Here is a 13,381-nt window from a genome sequence, read left to right on the forward strand (position 1 = left end):
CGGATCCTCTCGGATCCGGGCCCTTCGTTCGGAAGCGGGTGCTTACCAGCTCGACTTGGTGATGCCGGGCAGCTCGCCACGGTGCGCCATGTCGCGGAAGCGGACACGCGAGACGCCGTACTTCGACAGGACGCCGCGGGGGCGGCCGTCGATGACGTCGCGGCTGCGCACGCGCACCGGCGAGGCGTTGCGGGGCAGCTTCTGCAGGCCCACGCGAGCGGCCTCGCGGCTCTCGTCGGTCCCGTTCGGGTCCACGAGGGCCTTCTTCAGCTCGGCGCGCTTCTCCGCGTAGCGGTTGACGATCGCCTGGCGCTGCTTGTTCTTCGCAATCATGCTCTTCTTGGCCATGATTAACGCTCCTCTCGGAACTCGACGTGCTTGCGAACCACCGGGTCGTACTTCTTGAGCACGAGGCGGTCGGGGGTGTTGCGACGGTTCTTGCGGGTCACGTAGGTGAACCCGGTGCCAGCCGTCGAACGGAGCTTGATGATCGGACGGACGTCCTTATCTTTTGCCATTAGAGCTTCACCCCACGCTTCTGCAGATCAGCAACGACGGCCTCGATGCCACGGGCGTCGATCACCTTGATGCCCTTGGCGGACAGGGTGAGCGTCACCTTGCGGCCCAGCGAGGGCACGAAGTAGGTCTTCTTCTGGATGTTCGGATCGAACCGGCGCTTGGTACGACGGTGCGAGTGCGAAATGTTGTGACCGAAGCCGGGAACGGCGCCGGTCACCTGGCACACTGCTGCCATGGTGGTTCCTCTCAGTACCGTGGAGCCGGACGGCCCCACCCAAGATCTCTTGTCTGCACGGGCCATCACCTGGGCCGGAGCCCCGGATCGCCCCCGTGCGGTCTGCGCGAAGGAGTTCGCACAGCCAAAGATCGATCCTAGATCAGGATCCCGCGTGCCGCAAGCCCGAACGGCGCATCGCAGCACAGGCCGAGACACCACCGTGCCGCCGAAACACCCAGTTGCAGCAGGGTGTTTCGGCGGCGCGACGGTTTCTCGGCGGGACGAGCGGGTCCCTGCGGGAGCGCCGGAGCCGCCCCTCAGGCGGCCGCCGTCTCGGCAGCGAGCACCCGGATTCGACGTCGCTCGACTCATCTCCTCGCGGGTCGCCCGGCGGTCAGCCAGGCGATGGCGGCCGCGAGCGCGATCACGGCGCCGGCGGTGCCCGGCACGAGGTAGCCCTGGGTGAGCACCCAGCCGACCGCGACCACGAGCAGCACGGTCGCGAGGATCGCCGCCCACAAGCGCATGGGCCCCGGCCGCTCCTTCGGCCAGAGCCGTTCGATCCGCGCCACGAGCGGGCAGAGCACCGCGATCACGATCGCGATCGCGAGGATCCAGGGCACGCGCGTCAGCCACCAGGCACCGGTGAGCGGTTCGGGGAACGGCAACCCGAGCGCGAGCTGGATCCCGACGACGATCCCCATCGCGACCGTGTGCCACAGGTAGATCGTCATGCCGAAGACGCCGAGCGCGCCGACCACGAGCAGCACGCGCCGACGGCGCACCACCGCGCGGATCAGCGGCTGCAGCAGGGTGAACAGGTAGACCTGCGCGAGGCCGAGCAGCAGGAGGAGCACGGTCGGCGGGTTCAGGTTGACGAGCATGTCGGGCGAGTAGCCCAGCCCGAACACCGCGACGCACATGAGGCCGTAGGCGACCGCGGCGAGCGCGAGGAGCAGCCATCGCGGTCGCTTCGCGTACCAGCCGTCGCGCACGCCGAAGCCGAGCTGCTGCACGAACAGCCACACGAAGAGCCAGTTGAGAGCCGCGATCGGCAGCCCGGCGAAGCGGCTGAGCAGGTCGACGGCGACCGCGGCACCCGCGAGGCCGAAGTAGGTCGGCCAGGCCGCCAGGCGGTGCAGCTTCGCCATGAACGGCACGAAGGCCGTGCAGCTCGCGTAGACGGCGATGAACCAGAGCGGCTCGGCGAGCCGGAACGCGAAGGTGCGCAGGAACCCGGCGTCCACGCCGCACAACGCCAGGATCCCGAGCACGGCCAGCACCGCGAGCATCGCCGGCAGCACGGGGCGCGCGAGCCGCAGCGCGCGGATCCGCAGGTACTCGCCCGCCGTGCCGCCGCTCGCGCGGAGCCGCCGCCAGGTCGTGATCCCGGCGAAGCCACCCGCGATGAAGAAGGTGGGCATGATCATGCCGATCCAGGTGATCCAGACGAGCGGCTGCCAGTGCGCGAGCGCGTTCGAGGCTCGCAGCGGATCACCGGAGATCCCCATCTGCAGGGCGTGCAGCAGCACGACGACGGGCAGGCAGAGCGCGCGCACCGCGTCGATGGAGAGGTCGCGATCGGGCGGGATCCGGGGAGCTTCGATGCCACGGGATCAGCATACGGGCGGGCGGGCGCCGACGAGCGCACCTTCCCGCGGCCGGGCGTAGGCTGGCGAGGTGCCTCCGATCGACGACGCTCCCGCCCCGCTGTTCCCCGCCGACGCCCCGATCCGCTACGTCGCGATCGGCGACAGCTTCACCGAGGGCGTGGGCGACGAGCAGCCCGACGGCTCGGTGCGCGGCTGGGCGGATCTCGTGGCGCAGGGCCTCGCCGACGCGACCGGGCGCCCGATCCAATACGCGAACCTGGCGATCCGCGGCCGGCTGCTCGGTCCCATCATCGACGAGCAGCTGGGGCCCGCGCTCGCACTCGGCCCGACGCTCGTGAGCTTCAACGGCGGCGGCAACGACATGCTGCGGCCCGGCACCGACCTCCCCTGGATCCTGGAGCGCACCGGCAGCGCGCTGCGCCGGATCCTCGAGACCGACGCCGCGCCGCTGCTGCTCGCCGGGGCGAACCCCACCGCCGGCCTGCCGAGCGGCGGACGGGTGCGGGCGAAGGGCGACGAGCTGACGCGCGAGGCGGGTGCGCTGGCCGAACAACTCGGGGTGCGGTTCTGCGACAACTGGAGCGATCCCGTGCTGGCGCGCCGCGAGTACTGGTCGCCGGATCGACTGCACCTCGCACCGGTCGGGCATCACCGGGTCGCGAACAACGTGCTGCGCGCGCTGGGCTACGCGGCGCCCGCCGACTGGGTCCTCGACGCGGATCCGAAGCCCGCGCCGACCCGGCGCGAGCAGCTCCGTTACACCCGCGAGCACGTGCTGCCGTGGATCCAGCGCCGCCTCACCGGCCGGTCGAGCGGCGACGGCCGCACGGCGAAGCACCCCGGCTGGGTGCGGATCGCCCCGCGGGGGTAGCGCTCCCCGTTCTCCGGTTCTTCGGTTGCGGCGTATGCAGGCTTCCCGCGACCCGGACCCGCCATCCGCCGCAACCGAACAGACGGTGTCCGGCGCGAACGCGTCGCGAGCTGTGGAGAAGCGTCCGTGATGCGCGTCGCACTCCGAGAATCGGGGCATGCCAGCACGCACACCGCTTCCGCCCGGGCTCGGGCGCGCGTTCACCACGGCCGAGGCGCGGGAATCAGGTGTCGCGCGGTCGCGGCTGCGCGCGGCCGACCTCGACGCGCCCTTCCACGGCGCACGCACACGGAACAGCGCTCCGGTGCCGGATCCACGCGTCGACGCTCGGCGGGTGCCGGACGCGCACCGGCGCGGCGGCGAGGAAGCCCGGATCCTCGCGCTCGCGGACTCCTACCTCCCGCTCATGCCGGAGGACGCCTTCTTCAGCCACGTCACGGCCGCGGTGCTCTGGCGGCTTCCGCTCCCCCGCTCGGCGCTCGACCCGCGGGAGGTCGAGGTCAGCCGCTTCGCCCCGCGGCGGGCGCCGGAGGGCCGCCGCGTGCGCGGTCATCGGGTCGGGCCGCGGTTCGCCGAGCGCACCCAGCTCGGCGGCGTGCCCGTGGCCGAGCCGAGCTCGGTCTGGGCGTCGCTCGCCGAGCGGCTCGGGGTCGCCGACCTGGTCGCCCTCGGCGATGCCGTGGTGCACATCGACCGCAGATCCCAGCGCGCCCTCGGGACGGTCGACGGGCTCCGCGCGACGGCCGAGGCCGGACGGAGGCGCGGGATCCGCCGCCTGGAGGCCGCGCTGGAACTGATCCGGGTGGGTTCGGCGTCCCGCGCGGAGTCCCTCAGCAGGATCATGCTCCTCCGCGCCGGGCTCCCGGAACCGGATCTCGACGTCGAGATCCGCGACCGCGACGATCGGCTCATCGGGTACGCCGATCTCGGCTACCGGCGGTTCCGGATCGCGATCGAATACGAGAGCCGGCACCACCGCGACGACGACGCCCAGTGGAATCGCGACATCGACAAGTACCACGAGTACGAGGCCGCGGGCTGGACCGTGATCCGGTTGACCGCGTGGCACGTCTTCCGGAACCCGCGTGCCGGCGAGCGGCTGGTCGGTGCCGCGCTGCTGCGCGCGGGCTGGCGGCCGTGAAATCCCGTGCCCGGGCAGTCCGTGGCACGGCACGGTGCGGCACGCGGCCGCTACCGGAGGGGTTCAGGTGCGGCGAATGCACACTTCCGGTGCCGTGGGCCCGCCATTTGCCGCACCCGAAGTCGGCGCGGGGCCGCCACCGGGGGCCGGGGTCTCCGCCGCGGGCTCGGCACGGGACGCCCGAACGAGACGGGACGCCCGAACGAGACGGGACGCCCGAACGAGACGGGACGCCCGACCGGGGCGGGACGCCCTACCGGCTCGCCTGGAGCGCGCGGCAGCGCTCGCAGATGCCGTAGAGGTCGACGACGTGGTCGATCTCGGTGAAGCCGTGCTCGGCCCCGACGCGCTGCGCCCACTCCTCGACCACACGCGCTTCGAGTTCGCGCGTCTCGCCGCAGACGCGGCACACGAGATGGTGGTGGTGCCCTTGCATGCTGCAGGAGCGGAAGCGGTTCTCGCCGTCGGGCGACTGCAGCGAATCGGCCTCGCCACCCTCCGCGAGCCCCGCGAGGGCGCGGTAGACCGTCGCGAGCCCGATCGTCGAGCCCCGGTCGCGCAGCGTCTGATGCAGTTCCTGGGCGCTCACGAACCCGCGCGCCTCGGCGAGTGCAGCGCGGACGGCCTCGCGCTGCCAGGTGTTGCGCTTGGGTGCTGCGGTCATGCGGCTCCGCCTTTCGTCACCCCCAGGCTCTCACGCCCGGAGGCCTCCGCGCACGCCGGGTCCGGCGTTCCGGTCTCCGCCTCGCGGATCACGACCGCGCGCTCGCGCGCCTGGAGCGCGCGCTCGGCCTCGCGCGTCGCGCCGAGCCGGAGCCGGTCGCGCAGCCGACCGGCAGCGGCGGCGAGCAGGAACACGACGGCGACCACGAGGCCGACCGAACCGCCCGCGGCGATCCCGAACTCGCGCGAGATCCACAGCCCGACGAGGCCAGAGACGACGCCGAGCCCCGCGGCGAGACCGGGGATCCAGGTGAACCGGGGGCGAGGATCCGCGCGGCGGCAGCGGGGCCGACGAGCAGCGCGACGCCGAGGATCGCGCCGACCGCGGGCATCGCGGCGACCACGCCCGCCGCGATGATGCCGCTCGCGATCGCCTCGACCGGCCAGGCTCGGAACCCGGCGGCGGCGAAACCGACGGGGTCGAAGGTGTGGAACAGGATCCGGCGTCCGAACACGGCGAGCAGCAGCAGCGTCGCCGCGAGCACCGCCCCGGTGCGGACGAGGTCGGCGCCGGTGACGCTGAGGGGCGAGCCCACGAGGAGCGCTTCGACCGGAACGCCGTTGCCCGCGTTGAGGCTCGCGAGCAGCGTGCCGAGGGCGAAGCCGAACGAGAGCACGATGCCGCTCGCGACCTGGCGCCCTTGGCCGGGCACGCGGGCGAGCAGGGTCATGATGCCGACGAGCAGCAGCGCGAAGAGCGCCTGACCGAGGATCAGGTTCCACCCGAGCACGGCGAACAGCACGCCGCCGGGGAACGTGGCGTGGCTGAGCGACACCGCGAAGAACGAGCGACGGCGCATCACGATGAGCGTGCCGACGATGCCCGAGAGCACGCCGAGCAGCGCGAGCTCGATCGCGGCGAGGGCGAAGTAGCTCATGCGGCACCGCCCTCGGCGCTCGCGCCGACCGGGGCGGCCGGTTCCGCCGCGGCGCTCGCGCGGCGCTCGCGAGCGCCCACACGAGAACCCCCGCGAGCGCGTCGCACGCGAGCGCCCAGCGCGCGTCCGCGCAGGAGACGCCAGGCGACGGCGAGCGCGTAGAGCGCCACGAGCACGAGCACGACCGTCGCGCCCGGCGACACGGTGGCGCCGGCCCCGACCGACCACACGAACGACAGCCACAGGCCGGCGACGCCGGCGATCAGCGGCACGAGGATCGCGATGGGCACGAGCAGCCCGAGCCGGCCCGTCAGGAGGCGTGCGGCCGCCATCGGCACGGTGAGGATCGCGAGCACCATGAGCACGCCCAGCGCCTGCACGCCCGCGACCACGAGCAGCGCGACCGCGATCGACAGCGTGAGATCGGTCGCGAGGGGCCGGAAGCCCGCGGCCCGGAACCCCTCGGGGTCGAAGGCGCGGAACAGCTGCGCCCGCCAGCCGACGGCGAGCACGATCACGGCGAGCACCGCGACGATCGTGACCTGCCACAGCTGCGCCGCGGTCACGGTGAGGAGGCGCCCGAACAGCAGATCCTCCAGCTGCGACACGTAGCCCTGCTGCCGCGAGACCAGCACGACGCCGAGGCTGAAGAGGCCCGTGAGCACGACCGCGATCGCCGCGTCCGAGCCGACGCGGCCCGCGCGCTCCAGCAGGGTGAACAGCACCGCCGCGACGAGCGCGGCGGCGATCGCTCCGGGCAGCACGAAGTCGGTTCCGCCGATCGCGGCTCCGACCACGAGCCCCGGGAACACGGCGTGCACGAGCCCGTCGCTCACGAACTCGAGCTCGCGGAAGCTGATGCCGATCCCGACGACGCCCGCCGCGACGGCGAGCACCGCGAGCGTCGCGAGCGCCCGCCCCATGAAGGGCAGCGAGAAGATCTCGATGATTCCGACGTCCACCGCTACTCCGTCTCGCGGGTGGTGGTGACGGTGTGCCGGTCGAGTTCGACGGTGGTGTCCTGGAACGCGTGCGCCACGGCCTCGAGCGTCAGCGCGTCGTCGAGGGTGCCGTAGGCGGCGGGGTGCCCGGGATCCTCGGGGTGGTGCCCGATCGAGAGCAGCAGCGCGTGCGTGCAGGCCTCGCGCGCGATCTCGAGGTCATGGGTCGAGACGATGATGGTGCGCCCCTCGGCCCGCACCTCGCGCAGGAGTGCCAGCAGCGTCTCGCGGTTCTCCCGGTCGAGCCCGTTGAACGGCTCGTCGAGCAGGATCATCTCGGGATCCGCGACGAGCGCGCGGGCCAGGATCCCCCGCTGCTGCTGCCCGCCGGACAGTTCGCCGAAGCGGCGCTGCGCGAACGGGGCGAGCCCCACGCGCTCGAGCACGGCCTCGATGCGGCGCCGGCCCTCGCGGCCGATCGGCCGGAACGCGCCGAGTTCGCGGTACAGCCCCATGCCGACGACCTGGCGCAGCGTGACCGGCAGCGAGGTGTCGCGCTGGTCGGCCTGCGGCAGCGATCCGATGCGGCGCCGGGCACGCACCGGCGCCTCGCCGAGCACCCGGACCTCGCCGGCCGTGAGGTCGGCGAGGCCCAGGATCCCGCGCAGCAGGGTCGACTTGCCCGAACCGTTCGGCCCGATCAGCGCCACCGCCGAGCCGCGCTCGACGGTGAGGGAGAGGCGCGCCACCCGGGTCCGCCCCGCATAGCCGAAGGCGGCGTCGCGGAGACGGATCGCGGGGGTGTCGTGCGCGGCGGGCGCCGCTCCTGCTGGGGCTTCGGTCACTTCAGGTTCTCCGGGAGCGGGCCGGGCTTCTCACCCCAGGCCTCGAGGATCGTTTGCGTGTTGTGGACGGTGGCGCCGAGGTACTGCGCGCTCGAGCTGTCGGCGGGTCCGAGCGAGTCGGTGTAGAGCGACTCCGCATCGACGACCTTCACGCCGGCCTCCTTGGCGATGGTACGCGCCAGGCCGGGGCTCATGGACGATTCGACGAAAACCGCACGGACCTTGCGCTCCTTGATCGTCGCGACGAGGCGGTCGACGTCGGCCGCGCTCGGCTCGGCGTTGTCCTCGAAGCTCGGCAGGATCGAGCCGGCGAACGTGATCCCGTAGTCGTGCAGGTAGTAGCGGAGCGAGTCGTGGCCCGTGACCATGAGCCGCTCGGCCTTCGGGACCCGGTCCATCTGGGTCGTGATCCACTCGTCGAGGCTCTTCAGCTTGAGCAGGTAGGCGTCGGCGCGGCGCTGATAGTCGGCCTTGTGGGCCGGGTCCGCCTGCGACAGCCCCTTCGCCACCTCGGCGACCATGCCTTCCGCGTTGCGGGGCGAGGTCCAGATGTGGGGATTCAGGTCGCCGTGATCGTGATCGTCGTCATCGTCTCCGGCGGCGTGCGCATGGGCGGCCTCCCCGCTCGCGCTCGCGTGATCGTGGGCGTGCTCGTCCGCGTGGTCGTGGCCCGCGGCCCCGCCTGCCTCGGCCGCGCCCTCGGCGGTGATGGCCTTGAGCGTCGCCTGGTCGAGGCCGTCGGCCGCCGTGACCGTCTTGCCGTGGAACCCGGAGGCTTCGACGGCGCTGCCGACGAAGGTCTCGAGGCCCGCGCCGTTGACCACGAGCACGTCGGCTCGGCCGAGCGCGAGCAGGTCGGCGGGGCTCGGGTCGAAGTGGTGGGCCGAGGCTCCGGGCTTCAGCAGGCCGGTGAGCTCGACGTCGTCGCCCCCGACCTCCTTCGTGAAGTCGGCGAGCTGCGTGGTGGTGGCGACGACGCGGAGGCGCGTGCCGTCGGACGTCTTGCTCCCGCCCGCTTCGGCGCTCGTCGAGCAGCCGACGAGCGAGGCGGCGAGGCCCGCCGCGAGGGTGGCCGCGAGCGTCGCGGTGACGAGGGTGCGAGTCCGTGAGTGTCGCATCGGGTGGGTCTCCTGACCAGTTCGGGTCGCGCCGGTGCGCGCCGCTTGTTGAGAACGAATCTCAGCATAGCGTCTCCTGAGAACCGTTCGCAACAACGCCGCGCGGGTGCGCCGTGCTCCGCGCCTCCAGATTTCGGAGATTCGCACGGATGCGGAGCGTCCGTCGGGTTTCCCTCCGAATCGCCGCAGATCTCCGAAACCGCGACGCGGGCCGGGAACGGCGACCGCGAGAGGAGTCTCCTAGGCTGGGGAAGACCACCACCACGACGAAGGACGCCGATGACCCAGGATCCGCAGGACGACCTTCCCCCGAACTGCGCGAGGACCCCGCGTCGGCGCACCGGGCCGAGGCGCCCCGCCGCGGTCGACGCATCGGGCCGATGGTCGCCATGACCCTCGCCCTGCTGCTCGCCGTCGGCGGAGTGTTCGCCCTCCCCTTCAACGTCGGCGGCGCGTGGACGCAGCCGAAGGCGCGCGGCGAGCAGGTGATCCGCACCGCCATCGCCAGCGACCCGGCGAGCGTCTGCAGCGGGGGAGTCGACGCCGACTCGCTCGCCCACCTCGAGGACCTGCCCGGCGGCTCCGCGCTCTTCGCGGCGCGCACCCGCTCCGACGGAGTCTGCGCGCTCATCACCGACGCGAACGGCTGGGGATCCATCTCCGGAGGCTCGCCCGTGACCGGCAGCTCGCTCCTCTCCGGCACCGACGGCAAGGACCGCTACATCGTCCTCCGCGTCGGGCTGGCCGACGCGGAGTCCTCCGGGTTCCGCTACGACTACCGGATCATCGACGACCCCGCCGAGGTGGAGCAGTGGATGCACGACGGTCCGAGCGGCTCGGAGCACGTCTGACCCCGCGCACACCCCCGTCTGAGAGACTCGCTCCGTGAACGCTCCTCGGCGCACCGGCGCCGCGCTCCCCCGGAAACGCACCCCACCGCGCTCGAGCTGCGCGACGCGCTGCGCCGGGGCGAGGTCTCGGCCGTCGCCCTCGTGCGCGACGCGCTCGAACGCGCGGCCGCCGACGATCTGGGTGCGTTCGTGAGCCTGCAGCCCGAGGCGGCCCTCGCCGAGGCGCACGACGCGGACGCGCGCCTCGCCGCCGCGGCGCCCGGCGAGCGCGGATCCCTGCCTCCTCTGCTCGGCCTGCCGACCGCGCACAAGGACCTGGTCGACGTGCGCGGCGCGGTCACGACGCACGGCAGCCGGGCGGTGCCGCACGTCGTCGCTCGGCACGACGCCCCCGTTGCCGCGGCCGTCCGCACGGCGGGCGCCGTCTCGATCGGCAAGACGCAGGTGCCGGAGTTCGGCATCGCCGGATACTCGGAGAACCTGATCGCCCCGCCCGCGCGCAACCCGCACGACCCGAGCCGCACGCCCGGCGGGTCGTCGGGGGTTCGGCCGCGGCGGTGGCCGCGGGACTGATCCCCCTCGGAGTCGGCAGCGACGGGGGCGGCTCGATCCGGATCCCCTCGGCCGCGTGCGGTCTGGTCGGCCTGAAACCGGGCCGCGGCGCAGTGCCGGCGGACCGCGGGAGCGGGCTCGTCGACGAGATCGGCGCGCCGCGGCTCACCGTCTCGGGCCCGATCGCGCGCACCCCCGCCGACGCCGCGCTGCTCTTCGACGCGCTCCGCGGGCTCCGCGACGAACCGAGCCTCGCCGCTGTCCGGCGCGCAGGCGAGCTGCGCGGACTCCGCATCGGAGTGACCCTCCGCTCCCCGTTCGAGGGCGAGGTGCCGATCGCGTACTCGAAGGACGCCGCGGCGGCCCTCGACACCGCCGTGGCGCGACTCGGCGACGCGGGCCATCGCATCGAGGAGGCGCAGTGGGTGCCCGACCCGCGCTATCCCGGCGCGTTCACGGACGTCTGGACGGCGGGGCTCGCCCGCATCGACTTCGCGCCGGGCGCTGAAGACCTGCTCGGCGAACTGGCCGCGGCGTTCCTCGCGCGCGCCCGGCGGGCGTCGCCCGAGCGCCTCGCCTCGGCCGCGCGCACGCTGCGCGAGATCGCGACGAGCTGCGCCCGGCAGTGGGGCGCGTACGATGCGATCCTCACGCCCGCGCTCGCATTCGCGGCGCCGCGCGTCGGCGCGTTCACCGCAGCCGGCCCCGAGGGCGACTACCGGCTGCAGTGCGAGTGGGCGCCCCAGACGTCGATCGTGAACGTCGCGGGCCTGCCGGCGGTCGTCGCGCCGACCCACCGCGACGCGGCCGGGCTCCCGTTCGGGGTGCAGCTGATCGGGCGGGTGGGCGCCGAGGCGACGCTGCTGCAGATCGCGGAGCAGTTGGCGCTGTCGGTTTCGACTCGCTAGCGCTCGCTCAGTGCCGAGCGAACGGCGCGGGTGCGCAGAACGCGTGGGAGTTCGCGCGCCCGGTTGGGCTTGGCCGTGCGGGCCAGTGCGAAGCACCGGCCCGCACTGGATCGGCGCGCGAACTCCCACGCGTTCTGCGCACCCGCCCGAGAGCGACCCCTACTCGTACGCCCCCACGACGGTCTGGTCCCAGTCGATGATGGATCCGGTGACGACGCCGCTGCGGTCGCTGAGGAGGAAGACGACGGCGTCGGCGATCTCGTCGGGCTGGCCGAGCTTGCCCATGGGCATGCCCGCGGAGGCCTGTTCGAGCCAGCCGTCTTCGGCGCCGTGGAACTTCTGCTGGGTAGCGTTCTCGCCGGGGGTGGCGGTCCAGCCGATGTTGAGGCCGTTGATCCGGATCCGGTCGAAGCGGTGCGCGAAGGCGGCGTTCTTGGTGAGGCCCGCGAGTCCGGCCTTGGATGCGACGTAGGGCGCGAGGTAGGGCTGCCCGCCGTGCGACGAGATGGTGATGATGTTGACGATCGTGCCGGGCGCTCCGCGACGCTGCATGTCGGCGACGGCGCCCTGCATGGTCATGAAGGGCGCGACGAGGTTGACGGCGAGGTGTTCGCCGAGCAGTTCCCGCGTGGTGTCGGTGAGGCTGCCTCGGGTGGGAAGGGCTGCGGCGTTGACGAGGCTGTCGATGCGGCCGAAGCGCTCGACGGTCTCGGCGACGGCGCGTTCGGCTTCGCCGGGCACGGCGAGGTCGGCGACGACGGCGATCGCGTTCGCGGGGCCGTCGTCGCTCCAGAGGGCGGCCTCGTGGATCTCGACGAGTGCGCGTTCGGCCTTCTCGGCGGATCGTCCGACGATCGCGATGCCCGCGGCGCCCTCGCGGGCGGCGGCGCGGGCGATCGCGAGTCCGAGGCCCTGGGTGCCGCCGGTGACGAGCAGGATCCTGCCGGCCATGAGGTGCTGCATCATGCCTCCCGGGGTGCCGCGTGCGCGGCGGTCGTGCCGGGTTCGACGGGGATCCGTTCCCAGCTGCGTGCGTCGGCGGAGCGCTCGGCGGCGGAGACGACCCGTGCGGCCGAGAGCGCGTCGTGGATGTTCGATGCGTCGGAGTCGCGGCCGAGCACGGCGGAGAGGAACTTCCGGGCTTCGATGACTTTGAGGTCGTCGTAGCCCATGGAGGTGCCGGCGCCGGGCTGGAAGCGCCCGAATTCGCCCATCCCGGGGTGCGCCATGACGGTGGTGTAGCCGGGGTCTTCGGCGCCGAGCGGGGTGGAGACGCGCAGGAAGTTGAGCTGTTCGAACTCCCAGATCGCGGAGCCGCTCGTGCCGTAGACGGCGATCCCGTAGCTCGCGCGGGGGCCGACGGCGACGCGGGATGCTTCGAGCGTGCCGACGGCGCCGGCCGCGACGGCGTCGTCCGAGAGCCGCACGAGCATGCCGGCGTAGTCCTCGTTCTCGACGGGTGCCATCTGGCCGCCTTCGATGAGGGCGAAGTGGGTGCCGGTGCCCATGGGCAGTTCGGGTCGTTCGGAGTAGACGGTGGAGGTGAGGGCGCTCACCTCTGCGACGGGGCCGAGGGTGTAGTGCACGAGGTCGACGAGGTGCCCCATGAGGTCGCCGAGCACGCCGGATCCGGCGAGTTCGCGCACGAAGCGCCAGGAACGGGCTCCTCGCGGGTCGGCGGAGTAGTCGGCGAACATGTGGCCGCGCACGTTGGTGATGCGCCCGAGCGCGCCGGAGGCGATGAGCCCCCGGAGGTGTTCGACGGCGGGCGCGTGCCGGTAGTTGAAGCCGATGGAGGTCGTGACGCCGGCGGCGTCGGCCGCTTCGGCGACGGCCGCGGTCTCGGCCTCGCCGCGTCCGACGGGCTTCTCGATCCAGAAGTGCTTGCCGGCCTTCGCGGCGGCGACCCCCATCTCGGCGTGCAGGAAGTTGGGGGCGCAGATGGAGACGACGTCGACCTCGGGGTCTTCGAGCACGGCCCGGTAGTCGGCGGAGGCGCGTTCGTAGCCGAGCACGTCGACCGCTTCCCGGCGTCGATCCTCGGAGGTGTCGGCGGCGTGCACGAGCCGCGGCCGGACCCCGAGGTCGGGGTAGGCGTAGGCGAGGTTGCGGTAGGCGCGGCTGTGGAGCTGCCCCATCCATCCGACGCTGATGAGGCCGACCCCGACCTCGGTGGTTCCGTTCGCGAGCGTGCGCATGCGCCT

General features: G+C 73.0%; 14 protein-coding genes and 1 pseudogene. 4 read left to right on the forward strand and 11 right to left on the reverse strand.

Annotated elements, in window-relative coordinates; genetic code table 11:
• Nucleotides 1-42 precede the first annotated feature (42 nt).
• The 4 genes from rpsN to AB3K78_RS13935 form a co-directional block, all read right to left on the reverse strand.
• Entirely contained in the window at nt 43-348 is a 306-nt protein-coding gene (gene rpsN / locus AB3K78_RS13920) for a 30S ribosomal protein S14 (protein WP_046454848.1), read from the reverse strand.
• A 2-nt stretch (nt 349-350) separates the two neighbouring features.
• The gene (gene rpmG / locus AB3K78_RS13925; protein WP_046454849.1) at nt 351-518 is read right to left on the reverse strand and encodes a 50S ribosomal protein L33; all 168 of its coding nucleotides are present in this window, start codon (nt 516-518) and stop codon (nt 351-353) included.
• Complete coding sequence (rpmB, locus tag AB3K78_RS13930; RefSeq protein WP_046454850.1) at nt 518-754, reverse strand: 50S ribosomal protein L28; 237 nt, start codon at nt 752-754, stop codon at nt 518-520. The genes rpmG and rpmB overlap by 1 nt, the downstream gene beginning before the upstream one ends.
• Nucleotides 755-1,104: 350 nt before the next feature.
• The gene (locus tag AB3K78_RS13935; protein WP_416447364.1) at nt 1,105-2,343 is read right to left on the reverse strand and encodes an acyltransferase family protein; all 1,239 of its coding nucleotides are present in this window, start codon (nt 2,341-2,343) and stop codon (nt 1,105-1,107) included.
• Between the two features lie 73 nt (nt 2,344-2,416).
• Here AB3K78_RS13935 and AB3K78_RS13940 point away from each other — a divergent pair, with 73 nt between their 5' ends.
• Entirely contained in the window at nt 2,417-3,220 is an 804-nt protein-coding gene (locus tag AB3K78_RS13940; RefSeq protein WP_416444198.1) for an SGNH/GDSL hydrolase family protein, read from the forward strand.
• A 157-nt stretch (nt 3,221-3,377) separates the two neighbouring features.
• Nucleotides 3,378-4,361 carry a hypothetical protein gene (locus tag AB3K78_RS13945; RefSeq protein ID WP_416444200.1) on the forward strand — a complete coding sequence of 328 codons (984 nt, stop codon included), beginning with the start codon at nt 3,378-3,380 and terminating at the stop codon, nt 4,359-4,361.
• A 253-nt stretch (nt 4,362-4,614) separates the two neighbouring features.
• On the opposite strand, the gene AB3K78_RS13950 is transcribed toward AB3K78_RS13945, so the two are convergent.
• The 5 genes from AB3K78_RS13950 to AB3K78_RS13970 form a co-directional block, all read right to left on the reverse strand.
• Nucleotides 4,615-5,025 (reverse strand): Fur family transcriptional regulator, encoded by a 411-nt coding sequence (locus AB3K78_RS13950; RefSeq protein ID WP_416444202.1) that lies wholly within the window; start codon nt 5,023-5,025, stop codon nt 4,615-4,617.
• Between the two features lie 88 nt (nt 5,026-5,113).
• Nucleotides 5,114-5,962: a metal ABC transporter permease gene (locus AB3K78_RS13955; RefSeq protein ID WP_416444204.1), complete on the reverse strand. Its 849-nt coding sequence runs from the start codon at nt 5,960-5,962 to the stop codon at nt 5,114-5,116.
• The gene (locus AB3K78_RS13960; protein WP_416444206.1) at nt 5,959-6,924 is read right to left on the reverse strand and encodes a metal ABC transporter permease; all 966 of its coding nucleotides are present in this window, start codon (nt 6,922-6,924) and stop codon (nt 5,959-5,961) included. Before AB3K78_RS13960 ends, AB3K78_RS13955 begins: the two co-directional genes overlap by 4 nt.
• Nucleotides 6,925-6,926: 2 nt before the next feature.
• Nucleotides 6,927-7,748 (reverse strand): metal ABC transporter ATP-binding protein, encoded by an 822-nt coding sequence (locus AB3K78_RS13965; RefSeq protein ID WP_416444208.1) that lies wholly within the window; start codon nt 7,746-7,748, stop codon nt 6,927-6,929.
• Nucleotides 7,745-8,866, reverse strand: a complete 1,122-nt coding sequence (locus AB3K78_RS13970; protein WP_416444210.1) for a metal ABC transporter substrate-binding protein — start codon at nt 8,864-8,866, stop codon at nt 7,745-7,747. The genes AB3K78_RS13965 and AB3K78_RS13970 overlap by 4 nt, the downstream gene beginning before the upstream one ends.
• 380 nt (nt 8,867-9,246) lie before the next feature.
• Here AB3K78_RS13970 and AB3K78_RS13975 point away from each other — a divergent pair, with 380 nt between their 5' ends.
• Nucleotides 9,247-9,717, forward strand: a complete 471-nt coding sequence (locus AB3K78_RS13975; RefSeq protein WP_416444212.1) for a hypothetical protein — start codon at nt 9,247-9,249, stop codon at nt 9,715-9,717.
• 189 nt (nt 9,718-9,906) lie between these two features.
• Nucleotides 9,907-11,177: pseudogene (locus AB3K78_RS13980) on the forward strand (amidase).
• 159 nt (nt 11,178-11,336) lie between these two features.
• Here the strand turns inward: AB3K78_RS13980 and AB3K78_RS13985 are convergent.
• Both AB3K78_RS13985 and AB3K78_RS13990 read right to left on the reverse strand, forming a co-directional pair.
• Complete coding sequence (locus AB3K78_RS13985) at nt 11,337-12,140, reverse strand: SDR family oxidoreductase (protein ID WP_416447365.1); 804 nt, start codon at nt 12,138-12,140, stop codon at nt 11,337-11,339.
• A complete protein-coding gene (locus tag AB3K78_RS13990) occupies nt 12,140-13,375 on the reverse strand; it encodes a Gfo/Idh/MocA family protein (RefSeq protein ID WP_416444215.1) in 1,236 nt (411 codons plus the stop codon). The genes AB3K78_RS13985 and AB3K78_RS13990 overlap by 1 nt, the downstream gene beginning before the upstream one ends.
• Nucleotides 13,376-13,381: the final 6 nt, after the last annotated feature.

This window comes from Leucobacter sp. HNU (genome assembly GCF_047946755.1).
Classification (GTDB): domain Bacteria; phylum Actinomycetota; class Actinomycetes; order Actinomycetales; family Microbacteriaceae; genus Leucobacter.